The sequence below is a fragment of the Phaeobacter italicus genome, assembly GCF_019801785.1.
Taxonomy (GTDB): domain Bacteria; phylum Pseudomonadota; class Alphaproteobacteria; order Rhodobacterales; family Rhodobacteraceae; genus Phaeobacter; species Phaeobacter italicus.
In genome coordinates this window covers 213,627-227,398 of the sequence record NZ_JAHVIJ010000003.1, presented here as the reverse complement: position 1 = coordinate 227,398, position 13,772 = coordinate 213,627, and the positions used below count along the sequence as shown (strand labels likewise).

The window sequence follows — 13,772 nt, the reverse complement described above, 5'->3', positions numbered from 1 at the left end:
CCGACAATGCTGCCGAGCGGAATAACTTCAGACAAAGATGAAATCGTCTTGGTTCAATGCAGCCCGATCGACACCATCAAGTTGGATCGAACCATTGTCCCATGAGACACGACTACCGGAGCCAACTGAAGAGATCGTAAGATCGCCATAGTTGAGACCATACATTTTAATCGTTTCAGTACCATCAGAGAAATCAGTGATGGTGTCATTACCCTGAGGGACGCCACCGTGGAAGATAAATAGGTCATCGCCAGTTCCACCAATCAGTTGGTCGTCGCCAGCGCCACCAATGATTGTGTCCCTATTAGATCCTCCGCTGACTTTATCGTCACCATCTCCCCCATCAAGGTAGTCGTACCCTTGCTGGCCGTACATTCTGTCGTTTCCGGTCCCACCGACGATAGTATCTCGGTGCACACCACCCAGCAGAATGTCATCTCCTGACCCTCCCTCAATGGAATCGTCTCCGCGGTCCCCCTTCAGTGTGTCCGCCCCGCCTGCGCCGGATAAGGTGTCATGGCCATCGCCTCCCCTAACGCTGTCACTACCTTCAGCACCATCTTGCTCGTTGTCGAAGAACAGGTCGTGACCTCGGCCAAGGTCAACAACATCTCGGCCGTCATTCCCCCAAACGCTGTCATTTCCGCTTCCGGCAAAAATGGTGTCATCTCCAGTTCCGCCGCGCAGCGTATCATGGCCAATTCCACCGTTTAACGAGTCATCTCCAGTCCCGCCATACAGATCGTCCCCAAACAGATTCATCACCGTCGAGTTATATTCGGGGCTACCGAGGAGATTGCTATCAAACAGATCGACTGCCTCTGAGGTGCCTGGACCTGAAACTTCAATTGCCAGCGACTGAAGTCCACCATTGTCTAAATACAAGATTGTGAGGTCATGGTTTCCGGCAGTAAGATTGATCATCACACTGCCGGTTCCCCATACATCCGACTGATAAACCTGATTGTCGTCTACCAAAATGCGAACCCGATCATCCTGGCTAACAGTGAATTCATAGTTTCCAGCGACTTCAATTTCGAGACGCCCGTGCAATTGGAGACCGAAGGGATCTCCTCCGCCATGGCGGATGTTGATGTCTTCAACATTGAGATCGAACGCCATTCCGGTGCTGGCAACATCAGAGGTGGGAATTTGATTCAGGTCCGACAACTGAGCTGAATAATATTGGTAATACAATCCATTCAGACTTGCTCCGGCGGCATCGCCCACAAGGGTATCGTTCCCGTCACCGCCAAAGACGGTATCAGATCCTTCACCACCGAAGAATTGATCGTCACCTTCTCCAGCGTTAAAACGGTCATTGCCCTTGTCACCCCAAGCACGGTCGTCGCCTTCGCCACCTGTTATGTTGTCATTGCCATCACCGCCAATGAAGGTATCGTGACCCGCGCCACCATTGAGCGTATCATCGCCATCTGCCCCTTCAAGAACATTGTCGATTTCGTTTCCGACAAGTACATCAGCGTGACTGGATCCGATGACATTCTCGATGTTGGATAGCACGTCTCCAGCGGCATCGCCTCCTTCTGCAGTATTGGCGGCAAGGTCGATCTGAACAGCCTCACTCGACCCTTGGTAACTTGCGGCGTCAAGAAGGCCGCCGCCGCCGTTTAGAAGATCTGCACCTGCGCCACCGTTTAACACGTCACGGCCACTGCCACCTTTGAGAGTGTCGGCACCGCTTCCTCCGAACAACCAGTCATCTTCAAGACCGCCTTCTAAGTCGTCATCACCGTCACCACCGTGAAGTGCATCAAAACCTTGGCCGCCATCCAAAGTGTCATTTCCGGCACCGCCATAAAGCACGTCGTTTCCAGCTTCACCTTTCAGACTATCGCTGCCCTCGTTGCCGCTTAGAAGATCTGCTCCGCTACCACCAAGCAAGTGATCCTGCCCAACACCCCCAAATAGGGTATCTGTTCCGTCATTGCCAAAGAGCGTATCATCGTGAGCACCACCGGTCATATAGTCATCGCCAGCATTCCCATTGATAAGGTCGTTCCCATCCTCACCGTGAAGCACATCTGATCCAGTGTTTCCAAACAGCGTATCATTGCCAACGCCGCCTTTGATGTCATCTGCACCAGATCCGCCATTGACTAGATCATTGCCGGTATCGCCGTGAATTCGATCTGAACCGCTGCCGCCTCTAAGAGTATCATCGCCACCAGCACCGTAGACTACATCAGCACCCTCACCTCCGATAACTAGATCGCCATGGTCTAGCTGACCAACCAGAAAATCATTGCCAGTCTCCCCATCTAAATGAGACCCATGGAAATCCGTGATCCAGGTCGAATATGTTTCCACTCCGTCCCTATTTCGCTGTTCCCAAACTTCACGGTGCCCATATTCCCAGAGATATTCATCACCTATGCGGACACTGTGACGGGTTTGAAAGCTGCTATCCCCATAAACTATATGATTATTAGTGCGGGAATAGTTCTCCGCGGTGTCTGCTTCTATATTGGCGCTCAACGTGTGAGTGACGCCGTCTGAAAATTCAAGGGTTTCAATGTCCTGAAGGTCAACGACGGAGACAGCACCGCTGACCGCATCAAACCATACAATTTGCCATTGGTTGGTTGATGTACCACTCAGCACTTTTTGCAGAGAGTAGTTTGACGATGGCAGGTCAATGTAGGCGGTATCGTTTCCTCTACCACCTTGCAATACTGCCCAGCCAATCGTTGGCACATCACCATATCCGGCATTGGCCACGACAAATCGATCATCGCCATCGCCGCCCTCAAGACTGTCATCACCTAGCCAGAATGAGAGCGTATCATTGCCCTCGCCGCCGCGCAGGGTGTCGTCGCCTCTCCCGCCGTCAAGTTGATCGTTTCCGGCATCTCCCGAAACGATATCATCGTGGCTATCGCCAGAGAGCGTATCATCGCCTTCGCCACCCGAGATGAAATCGTCACCGTCACCGCCTTCGATGTTGTCATCACCGTGGCCACCAAAGGCGAGATCATCACCGTTTTGAGCTAGGACAATGTCGTTGTCAGCGCCGCCGGAGAGTAGATCGCCGCCATCCCCTCCCCGCATAGTATCGCGCCCATCTCCGCCATTGAGGTGATCTCCCGCAAGGCCTCCGATGATACTGTCGTTGCCACCTCGACCATCGATGACTAGTTCTGTGTCTAATCCGGATCCCGAAAGAGTATCCGATGCAGATCCGGAAATGCCATCCAATGTATCTGCGCCATAGACCGCCTCCAGTTCATGCGCGGCCAACACAATGTTGACTCCAGTTGCCCCAACCAAGTGGAGAGTATCAAATCCGACACCGCCATCGACGTGCCCTCCGGCTCCAAAATCAGCGGCGTCAGCAAAGATGAAATCATTGCCGTTACCTCCCCGGATCGTGTCCACGCCAGCATCACCAGCCAAGAAGTCATCGTTGTTGCCACCAACAACAGTGTCGTCACCTTCACCACCAGCGACTCGCACCGCCCTAGAGTGCCCACTCGCGTCAAGCAGATTTGCATCTGCATCACCCTGAGCGCCATCTAGGGCTAGAGCATCCAAATCAACGTTCTCGAAGCTCTGGCCTTCAAGATACGCATACTGCAGAACTTCTCCTGTTTCGAACTCAATACGCGTACCAAAATCCGTTTCAATTTCACGGTATCCAAGGGTGTGGTAGTTTAACGATAAATCACCAACACCACCCAAGATAGTTTCTCCATTCATGGTAAATGACGCGAGACCGTGGAGAGTGTTTCCAAAGACCTCAATGTCATCATCAGTATTGGAATAACTTCCCCCGTCATCGTATTCGAGCTGTATTTCGGTAATGTTCCAATCGTCTAAAGTCGAAAGTTCACCGCTGTCTGTGCGACCATTCTGATTTACATCTCGCCAAACTTTCAACCGGCTCCATATTTCAGTATCGGCGGCATTCAATACAGAATTGTCATCCTGATCAAATGCATGCCCGAGAGCTTCAAGGTCAGTTTGCCCTTCTTCCCCCCATCTTCCAAAAGAGAGCTCATCTACCTGATCAATTTTTCCATCGCCGCTGCCTAGAATGCCATCTGCATCTAAGTCCAACACCAAGAAACCGTCACCAGATGCAGCCCACGAGGTTTGCTCCAAAAACCCGTCTTCATCCCAGTCGAAGGCAGTGGATTGGTTGAACGCAATATCAACAGTACCTGAACCATCTAAGTCCAAGATAATTGGAATATTCGCTCCTGTAACATCACCTGTATATGTTACACCACCGGAACTGAATGTGTAGCCATCTCCCTCGAGAGAAGGCTCCGTATTTGAACCCGCAACATCGTCAAGACTGGGAGAGTTCGGGTCTGTTGAGCCTCCTGAACTATCTGCAGCAGGGCCATTCCCCGTGTCATCACCACGATTTGGCTCACTACCTTCAGTGTCGGTACCATTTGGACTCCCTGGAGCGACTCCCACTCCCCCATTAAATGCATCCTCGCGCTGATCACGTGAATAGCCTCTTCGCTCCAATTCTGCGTCGATCAAGCCGATAGTATGGTTATTGACACGCCCGATCACGTCATTAGCCACCAAGCCGACGGCAGCTGCTGTGCCAGCTATCCTAACAGCGGTTTCGCTAACGACGGCTGCTACAGAAGTAGCTTGCGCACCGATCAAGGATGACACACCCGTTACGGACCCAACACCAGCTACCAGCCCGCCGACAGATAATTTGTCGGTGATGGACTTAACGTCGCCTGCACTTTCAGCCATCTCTAGCAACTCATCATCAGATAGTCGCTCGAGTCTCTCCGCACTACTAAGGCTGGCAGTAATATCCTCTGCCATCGTATCCAAGTGATTTGTCTCATAGCCAAATGAAATCCGAATACTTTGGTCTCCGACGGACCGAGACGAACTAACTTGAGCAGTTGGGGTAGTGGAGTTATCCATTATTCACCTTGTTTTTTTGAATCACCACTTCGCAACTGGCGACATACAAAAAAGAAAAACACGAACGCAATTAAAAGGGAAATATGCCTCACCTCAAATATTAAATTGACAGCAGGTGAGTACAGAAAATCGAAATCTGCCCTCATTCGAGCAACCTGAATAACTAATCCAGCTCCCGCCAGAGCGGTAAAAATAACCATGACATAAAATTTCACTCCCAGTTTCTTCTTGAACACGACAGTACCTCTTCTAAAGCATCACGCCACTTAGCTGCAGAGAACGCACCCGACCAAAAGTGCGAAACGGGTAGCCCCAAGAGAGGGGCTTTCGGTATAAAATTGTTTCTTTACATAGACTTGCATATTTCACCATTGAGGCGCACACCTCCGCGAGACGAGAGCTGATCGATTCCATCTCGCCTTTTACCGGCTAGATACAAGTAAAGACTAGAAGCTACAACTCACCCACATCGCGTTTAGCCAGATGCGAAAGCAGGCCGACGCTCAAGCGTTGAAACCGGAGAAATATCAATAACAGCTCACCCCATGGCAACCCCGAGAACTCCATTTACCACCACTCTCAACATCGGAAATTCAGAGTCTAGATCACCGAGGATGCAATTCTCAACCGCATTGGAGCCATGAAATAGATCCGAATTTAGGACTATAGTTATGTTCAAAAAAGCAAGAGGCGGTATAAATCAGATTTCACCCACCTGATCTGGCTCCAATTCTATAGGCGCATCCCTTCCAAGGATTTCCACCGAAACTCTCAGCTTGGCGTAGTCATCATGTGCTCGCTGGACGGTGTCCTGAAATTTGGCGTGGAGACCCTCAAAGGCCCCCTTCAGAATGACCAGTGCCTGGCCGGGTCGATACTGGCACTGATACTGACTGTTTTCCATTAGTCTCTGGGCATCAAGATACTCCGCATTGACTGCCTCTTGAAAATCTCGCAGTCCAGGTGTGCCTCTGCCGCTGTCGCCTTCAATGTCCAACCGGGAGAGCTGCATCGGTTTCCCAATGACGTGCTTTAGATCATAGATGCCACGCCAACAGATAGCTGGCACAACACAGAAAAGTAGCTTCGGAACATAGGGGCGATCATACCAAACGGTTTCACGCTTTTCCTTCACGTAGCGGCTGTCCAATCGGCGAGGCACCCAAGGCTGAAGGCCCATAGCCTTCAATTCTCTCTCAACCTCGAATTCTTTGCCGCGTGTTGTATTGATAGCGTAGGTATTTCTCATTGCGTACTGACCTCAGAAAACTCGTGTTATTGGCCTTTTGGGGTGGCACGGGTGATCAGCAGTTCAATGCCCTGGGCGGCAAGGATCGACCTTACCAGCTTGAACTTGTCAGTTTCATGCCCCTTGCGGTCTTCAACAACCGTGACGCCCAGCGCGTTGTCGACATAGACGAAATCGGCCCGGTAGACCCGCTGTTGTTTGCCGCTGTCAGTCATGATCGGGCCATCCCGGCCAATGAGCGGGATTGGGGCCTGACGGCGCAGACCGCAGATTGCTCCGCTCGCCTGTAGCAGCTTCAACTCTTCCCAGCGCTGGGCCTCTGTCTTGCTGTCATGGGTGATGCCGTCTGCGGTGGTGGTGCGTTGTGTCCCCCGTACCCGGCGACGGTCTTCTTTGTTGCCCTCAACGCGCTGGGCGTCGTTGTAGGCTGCAGCTGTCATACGTTCCATGTGTCTGGCTCACCCCATGCCCAGCGCTTCTTTGTACATTTCAAGGACGGCCTCTTCCTCGGCAATGTCGTCCTTGTCGCGTTTACGCAGTGCAATGACCTTGCGAATGACCTTGGTGTCGTAGCCCCGCCCCTTGGCCTCTGCCATGACCTCCTTTTGCTGATCGGTGGACGCCTTCTTTTCCTCTTCCAGGCGCTCAAACCGTTCGATGAACTGGCGCAGCTCGCCCGCGGTTACACGGTAGCTGTCGCTTTTTTTGTCTTCGGTCAGATCCATCGTGCCTGCTCCTTTTCCTGGTTTCTCTTCTGGTTCTTGAGACAGCTGAGCGCCGCTCGTCAGAACGGGATTTCGTCATCATCAATGTTGTGGCCTCCGCCGTACTGGCCGCCATGACCAGCATCGGAACCGTAGCCGCCATTATCCTGATTGCCCCCATAGCCTCCCTGACCATCCCCAGAGCCGCCGTTGCGGCCGTCCAGCATGACCAGCTTTCCGCCAAGCCCCTGCAGGACCACCTCCGTGGAGTAGCGGTCCTGCCCGCTCTGATCCTGCCACTTGCGCGTCTGCAGTTTGCCCTCGATGTAGACCTTGGAGCCTTTGCGGAGATACTGCTCAGCGATGCGGACCAGGCCATCGCTCAGGATCGACACAGAGTGCCATTCGGTCTTTTCCCGACGCTCTCCCGTGTTCCGGTCTTTCCACGTCTCAGAGGTAGCGATGCGGAGGTTGCAGACCTTTCCGCCGTTCTGGAATGTCCTCACCTCTGGATCGCGTCCGAGATTGCCGATCAGCATCACCTTGTTGACTGAACCTGCCATTAGCGTTTGCCTCCTTGGCTTGTCGCCAGATGCATGCCCGCAAACTTGAGAGCCGCAGCCATATCGGCGGAATGGGGGTGTTTCTTGGGCTGCTTGGAAAACCGCGTGTGGACCTCGTAAGCCCCGCGGATCTCTTCGATCGTGCGCAGCGTGAATGTCTTGGCCACCTCGCCGATCAGGCCCTGCGCCGGGTGCGTGATGGCACAGCTGCCAGTGGCGAAATTGACCTCAACCGTGATCCGGCCAAAGGTCTCCGAAACAGGGGCTTTGCTGCTCATGCCTGGGCGCCCCGCTTCTGTGGCTCTAGGACCGCGCGGATCTTCTCAGCGCCTTTGCTCACGGTCGAATGATCTGTCTGGAACGCACCGGCGATCTCGTTGGCCGACAAGCCGAGCTCCATCAGCTTGAACCATGCGAAATGCCTGGCGCGCACCAACGGCTGCTTACGGGCCTTTCCCGTGATCTCGGTTGTCAGGATGCCCGTTGCAGCTGCGACCTCGGCCACCACGATCTGCACGACCTGGGACACCTGCGGATGAACCTTTGCAGCCTGCTTCTTGAGGTCAGTGGCCCAGAGCTCCCGGGCAACCTTGTTTTCGAGCATAGAAGCGGCTTTCAGCGCGTTGAGGCTCATAGCGCGATCCCCGCTTGCAGGCAGTCCTGTGGCGTTACCAGCCCGGCTGTGATGCACTCACCAGCGGCATGGGCGGTGATGCTGCGGCAGAGGAAGGTTTTGCCCTCTAGGATGGTTTCTGCCCGAGCCTGCAGGATCTCATCGCGGCTGGCGACCTTGGCCGCCACTGGCACATGCCGCCGCCAGAAATCACCGGCAAAGAAATTCTGGCTAAGCTTCACCCGGCTTTCGTCGTAGCTGGCGGATTTCTTGGCGTATGCCTTCACCGCGGCCAGCAGATCCGCAGGGCTTGCGCCTTCCTCGATCAGCGCACTTGCGGCTTTCTCGGTGGCCAGCTGATCACCCTTGCGAGGATACGCTGCCCAAATCTCATCCAAGACCAAATTCAAATCTCGGTGGTGCGAGGCGTCAGCCGCGCAAGGTTCTTTTACTGGTTCTGTTACTAAGGTTTGTGTCTCAATTTGAGACTCGGAAATCGCGTTTTTTGAGACTCGGGAATCGTCATTTTTGAGACACGGCTCCGTGTCGCATTTTGAGACACGGCCTTCTGATTTGTTCCCCTTTTTCCCCACACCTTTCCGTGTCTCATTTTGAGACACGGCATATTCAACAACCGGTGGGTTGTCGAAATTCAGGCCCAAGATGTAGAATGTCGAAAGAGCCTTGTTGGTGCGCGGGTTTACCCGGGGGACACGCCGAATGAGGCCGCATGTCTCCAAATCCTCCAAGTGCCTGTTGACCGTTGCACGGGACATATTGCAATCGGCCGCGATCAGGTTCTGATCGGGATCACACTGCAAGGTGTCTTTGTTGTGCCGGTCAGCCAGTTGGATCAGGACCACCCACGGCCCAGGCTTCAAGTGGCGCTGCTCAAGGGCCCAGCTTACTGCCTTGTGGCTCATGATCTCAACTCCCCACGGCGGCCCCGATCTGGCCAATAGCTGCCAGAAATATCTTCCCCGCCTTTGACGGCCTCTGCCTCGTCGGCGCGACGAACAGCAAGCGTTGCGTTTTTCACTGAGCTCAGCGACACGCCCAGCGCGTCCGCGATTTTCTGAGGGGCAATGCCCTCGCAACGCATTGCCACCATTTCGAGATACCGCTCATCAGCGGCCCGGCCTCTCTGGCCCCCGCCTTGTGTCATTGCTGCCTCCAGTAGAAATCAGCGTGAATTGTCATTGAAACGCCGCAGCTGATCCCGCAGCGAATAGGCTGGTGGCGGCTGGTCATCGTCCCACCTCTGGCAACTTTGCCTCCAAGTCGTCAAAGTGGTGCGCCAGCCGCCGCAGCTCTGTCCCCATGCCCTTCTCAATGTGGCCGGTGAACAATGGCTTTGCCTCTCCCCCTTCGACATCGGGGAAGAGGCTGAATGTCTGTCCGTTCTCTCTGTGAACGGTTGTCCTGACCACCACGTGGCCAATACGGAAATAGCTCTGGTCCAGGATCCGCCTGCGCTCAGCCATCGCTATGACCTCCGGAACTGGCCGCTGCTGCCGCGTCTTCATCGGGATTAGGGCCGCTGCGCATAAGGGCTTCTGCCTCTTCACGGATCTTTCGGTGCGCGGCTTCAGCTTCCCCGGCTTCACGCGCGATCTCAGCGAGGTCTCCCCCCTCGATTGCTGCGGAAACAGACTCGCCTGACTCTTTGGCAGCACGCGCGGCCAAGACGGGCATTGGTATGCTGGGAGGTAGGTTCCCCTCCTGAACCTCATTGAAAGCCAACAGAGGCCGCTTATCGCCCGTGATCTGAACCAGGGCGAAGAGGTCATAGACATCGAAGGCGCGGCTTCCGTTCATCTTGCGTGAGAAACCACCAAAATCGACGTCGCTGTCTTCCAGCCCGCGACCAGCCCAGAACTCTGCGATTTCGCGAGCCGCGCAGTTCTGTTTGCCGGGGAAGTATCGGACCACCAAGCCGCGGATAAGGGTGTGAAGATAGTTTCGCTGGTTAGCCATGCTGGGCAACCTCATTGCTTTGGCATTCGTGCTGACTGCGCCCAAATTGGAAGCATGGAAGCAGTGATTGGCAGAGAGGAAGGGTTAGGCGGCGTCTCCAAAGAGGCCCGCCAAATCCGGTCGCAAGTCTCCGACAGTGACGCCCAGAGCCTTCGCCAGCCGACCGACCGTTTTAGGGCCGGGGCTGCGCTCCTTCCGCTCTATCAGGCTCAAGAATGGCCGGGAAATACCGGCTTGCTCGCAGATCTTGTCCCGCGAGAGCCCATTTGCGTTGATGTGTTCGGTGATATCCATGCCGAACTTTTACTTTATGTGAATTTTTACAGCAAGGGATATTTTACATAATGTACATGGATCGCATACCGCACATGCCGCATAGGGTAGGCATGAGATTCAGCATACGTGAAAAACGCCTTGCGGCTGGCATGACCCAAGAGGACATGGCTGACCGGCTTGAAATTTCTACGGGCCTCTACAATGGCCTGGAGAAGGGTAAACGCCGCATGAATGAGACCTACTTGGAAGGTATCGCTAACATTCTAGGCGTTGCCGTTTCGGATCTCATCATTGAGGATCGCCCAACCATCGCAGTAGCCGGAAAAGTCGGCGCCGGTGCGCAGGTGCCTGTGTTCGACGCCTACGAAAAGGGCGATGGCCCTCAGGTCGAGTGTCCGCCTGGTCTATCTCCGCACGGCATTGTTGCCGTTGAGGTCGAGGGCGACAGCATGGAGCCGGTATATTCCGCCGGGGATCTGCTGTTTTACAGCCGGAACGGACACGACAGTGTGCCAAGCGACGTCATTGGAAATCGGTGTGTCTGCGAGGACACGGACGGCATGGGTTGGGTCAAGCAAGTCAAAGCCGGAGATGAGCCGGGGCTGTTTCACCTGATCTCGCTGAACCCCACCGGTGCGAACATGTGGAATGTTCGCCTGAAGTGGGCCGCCCGCGTCAGGCTGCATTGGCCAGTGGAGTTTGTGAGGAAGAGGTAAAGGGGGCACCTAGCGACGCGCGCGATGACAACGCTGCAATGACGTATTGGGTCTATAATCGCAGTACAACTACAAAACGGAGTAGATGAATTGACATCTGAAATCTGCGTAATGAACAGAATGAGTGTTGTCCTCGCTGCCGACAGCGCTTCAACCGTTTCGTATTATGAAAACGGCGAACGCCATCAGAGATATTTCAAAGGTGCGAACAAGGTTTTTCAACTATCTGACCTTCATCCGATCGGACTAATGATCTATGGAAATGCTGAGATAATGGGGGTCCCCTGGGAGCTTGTTATCAAGGCATTTCGAAAGCACTTGAGCGATAGTTCCTTCGATAGCGTCCAAGGCTACGCCAAGGCCTTTGAGCAATTCCTCAATGACAACCATCAGTTTTTTCCTGCCTCGGCCCGTCAGGAAAATTTCACCAACTCTGTAGCGATAGAGACAGCGATTTCTTGTAAGGAATTCAACGAGAGACTGGAGGATGACGCCGAATTCGATGAAGAAGGGCACATTCAATTTCTCGAAGGAAAGGTAGAGGCGCTGGCCTTCACGAACGGGTTAGACAATGATTTCATTGCTGAAATTCTAAATGAAACTCCGTCCCATGTTCTTCAACAAATGAGAGCAGATGATGGCTTTCCTTACCTAGAAGATCGTACAGATGACCAACTTCTCAAGTTAATTTCGCTCCATATTAAGCTCAAAGCCAAACAGCTCCCAGAGAGCTCCACCGGACTTGTCTTTGCCGGTTTTGGAAATGCTTCAATCTATCCAGAAGCGTTTGCAGCAAAAAGCACCGGCTTTATCGCAAACAGACTGGTAATGGCTGATGAGCAGGTCACCCAAATCTCGCACGAGAATAACTCGTACATTTCCGGGTTCGCTCAATCGTCAATGGCGGACACCTTTATTGTTGGCTTTGATGCTCAAGCTTACAGCACAATTCAGGAGATCCAGAGGTCTTCTCTACCCGATATGTTGGCTCCATTTGTTGCTAAGCTTGGAGGGGCAATAGAACGAACTGACACAGGCAATGCGCTCAAAGACGCCAGTGGGCAGATCATAGTCGACGAGAGGGACTTCGAGCAATTAACACAAACGGTACTGAGACCAGTAGGTTCACAAATCCTAGACGAGTCTCGACAAAAGCATGGAGCTCCACTGGAGAGAGTAATCTCGATGCTCCCAGTAGAAGAAATGGCCGAACTGGCCGCTACGATGATTGATCTCCAGTCCCTTAAAGAAAAAGTAACCCGTCCAAGCGAAACAGTGGGGGGACCCGTCGACGTCGCAATCATCACGAAGAACGAAGGGTTAGTGTGGAAGAAGCGCAAACACTTCTTTGACATTGATTTGAACCAACGCTACTTGCGTAGGCTGCACTCAAAAGACTAAGTATAGTCAATAGGAGACGCCATGATTACTTTGTGTGAACTCAGTTCGCTTCCAGCGAAAGAAGACGTGAAAGCCGGGCATGAAGGCTTTGACATCTATCAGCAGGAATACTTGGACTTTGTCAAAAAAGTCAGGCACAATCAGACCCTTAAGGAAGATACAGCTCATATCTGGGTGCAGAGATCGAAATCCGGTACGCAAGTAAACAAGAGCCAGAACTAGGCACGTGGGATCTATCTCAAGAGACCTGACGAAGGCAGATCGATAGCTGACTGAAGTTATGCTGATTGGCGCCCTTTCAGAAGCGGTGCTTCAGCTAAAGAAATCAAAAGCACTACACGATCCAACCCCGCTCCGGCGGGGTTTTTCTTTGGCTGCACGATTAACCACACGTTAACCACTCTGCCCGCATGTTGTTCTGGCCCAACCTCTTCCTGAGAAGTTTGGCAGTGACGTTTATAAGCACCTCTGGAGTGACCACCCTGCACTCCTTGACCCCGGCCACTGTGCTGGGGTTTCTTTTTGTCCGCGCTGCGCACCACCTTTATTGCACGTCTGGCAGCGCAGATCGAGGGCAATTTACATTATGTGAATTTTCTTCTTGCGCCTATTTTTCACATTATGTAAAACGATTCTCAACCAAGGGAGAATCGCAATGAAGAACGCACCCTCAGAAAGTTTGATTTCAGACGGCCAGCTGCGCGCCATGGCGGGCAATGATCCTGTGACATCTTTGGCCACCTGCACTGACGAAGAGTTGGCGGCCATGGCCCGGCATATGCTTCCAGAAATGGCAGGTGAGCTGCTCGCCTATCGACTGGCAGGGCAACTGGACACGGTGGCGCGCCCTCGTAGGACGCCAACCCTTTTGGCAGGCTGGCTCATCAACAAGCTGCCCGCCCATGTTGTGCGGCAGTAGCACCATGGCATCGCCCGTGACCCACCAAGAAATCCACGCCGCTGCCCTAGATCTGGAGCACCGCTCCTGCTTTGGCCGTAGGACTCTGATCCGGACAAACGGAGGCAAGATCTCCCCTGCGGTCTACGAGGGCGGCAGTGGCTGGCAGATCGAGATGCTTGGCATCGAGGGCACCGGCCATGATGTGAATGCCGCGATCTCCAGCTGGATCCGGGCTGCTCGCGTCCGCTGCAACCTTGACCCGGCACGGCGCGCGACGGACTGGCGCCACGACTGCCCCTACAACGGCCAAGCGCCGCTTCCTGAACACTCCCCCTTGCCGAAGGCTGAAACCTGCTGACGCAAGAACTGGCCGGGGCCCCGGCCCCGGCCCCTTTTGAACAACGCGGGCAGTCCCGCTCCGCCGGGCGCGGCAACACCCACTCACG

Annotated in this window: 17 protein-coding genes; 4 read left to right on the top strand and 13 right to left on the bottom strand. The window is 53.8% G+C overall.

Annotated features, from left to right (window positions below; translation table 11 throughout):
• Positions 1 to 27: 27 nt before the first annotated feature.
• The 13 genes from KUV39_RS08670 to KUV39_RS08610 all read right to left on the bottom strand — a co-directional run bounded on the left by KUV39_RS08670 (position 28) and on the right by KUV39_RS08610 (position 10,326).
• On the bottom strand, positions 28 to 4,821 hold the full coding sequence (locus KUV39_RS08670) for a calcium-binding protein (protein ID WP_244998320.1): 4,794 nt from the start codon (positions 4,819 to 4,821) through the stop codon (positions 28 to 30).
• Between the two features lie 104 nt (positions 4,822 to 4,925).
• Positions 4,926 to 5,162 carry a hypothetical protein gene (locus tag KUV39_RS08665; RefSeq protein ID WP_222459540.1) on the bottom strand — a complete coding sequence of 79 codons (237 nt, stop codon included), beginning with the start codon at positions 5,160 to 5,162 and terminating at the stop codon, positions 4,926 to 4,928.
• A 464-nt stretch (positions 5,163 to 5,626) separates the two neighbouring features.
• Positions 5,627 to 6,175 carry a transcription termination/antitermination protein NusG gene (gene nusG, locus KUV39_RS08660; protein WP_222459539.1) on the bottom strand — a complete coding sequence of 183 codons (549 nt, stop codon included), beginning with the start codon at positions 6,173 to 6,175 and terminating at the stop codon, positions 5,627 to 5,629.
• Between the two features lie 26 nt (positions 6,176 to 6,201).
• Positions 6,202 to 6,624: a DUF1064 domain-containing protein gene (locus KUV39_RS08655; RefSeq protein ID WP_222459538.1), complete on the bottom strand. Its 423-nt coding sequence runs from the start codon at positions 6,622 to 6,624 to the stop codon at positions 6,202 to 6,204.
• Between the two features lie 9 nt (positions 6,625 to 6,633).
• Positions 6,634 to 6,900 (bottom strand): DUF2312 domain-containing protein, encoded by a 267-nt coding sequence (locus KUV39_RS08650; RefSeq protein ID WP_222459537.1) that lies wholly within the window; start codon positions 6,898 to 6,900, stop codon positions 6,634 to 6,636.
• A 59-nt stretch (positions 6,901 to 6,959) separates the two neighbouring features.
• Positions 6,960 to 7,442 (bottom strand): single-stranded DNA-binding protein, encoded by a 483-nt coding sequence (ssb, locus tag KUV39_RS08645; RefSeq protein WP_222459536.1) that lies wholly within the window; start codon positions 7,440 to 7,442, stop codon positions 6,960 to 6,962.
• A complete protein-coding gene (locus KUV39_RS08640) occupies positions 7,442 to 7,720 on the bottom strand; it encodes a hypothetical protein (RefSeq protein ID WP_222459535.1) in 279 nt (92 codons plus the stop codon). Before KUV39_RS08640 ends, ssb begins: the two co-directional genes overlap by 1 nt.
• Positions 7,717 to 8,076, bottom strand: coding sequence for a helix-turn-helix domain-containing protein (locus tag KUV39_RS08635; protein ID WP_222459534.1), 360 nt, complete (start codon positions 8,074 to 8,076; stop codon positions 7,717 to 7,719). The genes KUV39_RS08640 and KUV39_RS08635 overlap by 4 nt, the downstream gene beginning before the upstream one ends.
• Complete coding sequence (locus tag KUV39_RS08630; protein ID WP_222459533.1) at positions 8,073 to 8,978, bottom strand: helix-turn-helix domain-containing protein; 906 nt, start codon at positions 8,976 to 8,978, stop codon at positions 8,073 to 8,075. The genes KUV39_RS08635 and KUV39_RS08630 overlap by 4 nt, the downstream gene beginning before the upstream one ends.
• The gene (locus KUV39_RS08625; protein ID WP_222459532.1) at positions 8,975 to 9,220 is read right to left on the bottom strand and encodes a hypothetical protein; all 246 of its coding nucleotides are present in this window, start codon (positions 9,218 to 9,220) and stop codon (positions 8,975 to 8,977) included. The genes KUV39_RS08630 and KUV39_RS08625 overlap by 4 nt, the downstream gene beginning before the upstream one ends.
• An 82-nt stretch (positions 9,221 to 9,302) precedes the next feature.
• Positions 9,303 to 9,539 (bottom strand): hypothetical protein, encoded by a 237-nt coding sequence (locus KUV39_RS08620; RefSeq protein WP_222459531.1) that lies wholly within the window; start codon positions 9,537 to 9,539, stop codon positions 9,303 to 9,305.
• Entirely contained in the window at positions 9,532 to 10,032 is a 501-nt protein-coding gene (locus KUV39_RS08615; protein ID WP_222459530.1) for a hypothetical protein, read from the bottom strand. Before KUV39_RS08615 ends, KUV39_RS08620 begins: the two co-directional genes overlap by 8 nt.
• Before the next feature lie 84 nt (positions 10,033 to 10,116).
• Positions 10,117 to 10,326, bottom strand: coding sequence for a helix-turn-helix domain-containing protein (locus KUV39_RS08610; RefSeq protein WP_209033611.1), 210 nt, complete (start codon positions 10,324 to 10,326; stop codon positions 10,117 to 10,119).
• Positions 10,327 to 10,376: 50 nt separating this feature from the next.
• Between KUV39_RS08610 and KUV39_RS08605 the strand changes: the two genes are divergently transcribed.
• The 4 genes from KUV39_RS08605 (at position 10,377) to KUV39_RS08590 (ending at position 13,684) form a co-directional block, all read left to right on the top strand.
• Positions 10,377 to 11,024, top strand: coding sequence for an XRE family transcriptional regulator (locus KUV39_RS08605; protein ID WP_336512814.1), 648 nt, complete (start codon positions 10,377 to 10,379; stop codon positions 11,022 to 11,024).
• 120 nt (positions 11,025 to 11,144) lie between these two features.
• Complete coding sequence (locus tag KUV39_RS08600; protein WP_222459528.1) at positions 11,145 to 12,425, top strand: hypothetical protein; 1,281 nt, start codon at positions 11,145 to 11,147, stop codon at positions 12,423 to 12,425.
• A gap of 655 nt (positions 12,426 to 13,080) precedes the next feature.
• Positions 13,081 to 13,344 (top strand): hypothetical protein, encoded by a 264-nt coding sequence (locus KUV39_RS08595; protein WP_222459527.1) that lies wholly within the window; start codon positions 13,081 to 13,083, stop codon positions 13,342 to 13,344.
• A 16-nt stretch (positions 13,345 to 13,360) separates the two neighbouring features.
• A complete protein-coding gene (locus KUV39_RS08590; protein ID WP_222459526.1) occupies positions 13,361 to 13,684 on the top strand; it encodes a hypothetical protein in 324 nt (107 codons plus the stop codon).
• Positions 13,685 to 13,772: the final 88 nt, after the last annotated feature.

What these genes read in the sequence shown, in the direction of transcription:
- KUV39_RS08600 (WP_222459528.1), top strand. Translation starts at nt 11,145, where the DNA reads ATGAGTGTTGTCCTCGCTGCCGACAGCGCTTCAACCGTTTCGTATTAT.
- ssb (WP_222459536.1), bottom strand. Translation starts at nt 7,442, where the DNA reads ATGGCAGGTTCAGTCAACAAGGTGATGCTGATCGGCAATCTCGGACGC.
- KUV39_RS08610 (WP_209033611.1), bottom strand. Translation starts at nt 10,326, where the DNA reads ATGGATATCACCGAACACATCAACGCAAATGGGCTCTCGCGGGACAAG.
- KUV39_RS08670 (WP_244998320.1), bottom strand. Translation starts at nt 4,821, where the DNA reads ATGGCAGAGGATATTACTGCCAGCCTTAGTAGTGCGGAGAGACTCGAG.
- KUV39_RS08630 (WP_222459533.1), bottom strand. Translation starts at nt 8,978, where the DNA reads ATGAGCCACAAGGCAGTAAGCTGGGCCCTTGAGCAGCGCCACTTGAAG.
- KUV39_RS08640 (WP_222459535.1), bottom strand. Translation starts at nt 7,720, where the DNA reads ATGAGCAGCAAAGCCCCTGTTTCGGAGACCTTTGGCCGGATCACGGTT.
- KUV39_RS08605 (WP_336512814.1), top strand. Translation starts at nt 10,377, where the DNA reads ATGTACATGGATCGCATACCGCACATGCCGCATAGGGTAGGCATGAGA.
- KUV39_RS08615 (WP_222459530.1), bottom strand. Translation starts at nt 10,032, where the DNA reads ATGGCTAACCAGCGAAACTATCTTCACACCCTTATCCGCGGCTTGGTG.
- nusG (WP_222459539.1), bottom strand. Translation starts at nt 6,175, where the DNA reads ATGAGAAATACCTACGCTATCAATACAACACGCGGCAAAGAATTCGAG.
- KUV39_RS08595 (WP_222459527.1), top strand. Translation starts at nt 13,081, where the DNA reads ATGAAGAACGCACCCTCAGAAAGTTTGATTTCAGACGGCCAGCTGCGC.
- KUV39_RS08620 (WP_222459531.1), bottom strand. Translation starts at nt 9,539, where the DNA reads ATGGCTGAGCGCAGGCGGATCCTGGACCAGAGCTATTTCCGTATTGGC.
- KUV39_RS08625 (WP_222459532.1), bottom strand. Translation starts at nt 9,220, where the DNA reads ATGACACAAGGCGGGGGCCAGAGAGGCCGGGCCGCTGATGAGCGGTAT.
- KUV39_RS08650 (WP_222459537.1), bottom strand. Translation starts at nt 6,900, where the DNA reads ATGGATCTGACCGAAGACAAAAAAAGCGACAGCTACCGTGTAACCGCG.
- KUV39_RS08635 (WP_222459534.1), bottom strand. Translation starts at nt 8,076, where the DNA reads ATGAGCCTCAACGCGCTGAAAGCCGCTTCTATGCTCGAAAACAAGGTT.
- KUV39_RS08655 (WP_222459538.1), bottom strand. Translation starts at nt 6,624, where the DNA reads ATGGAACGTATGACAGCTGCAGCCTACAACGACGCCCAGCGCGTTGAG.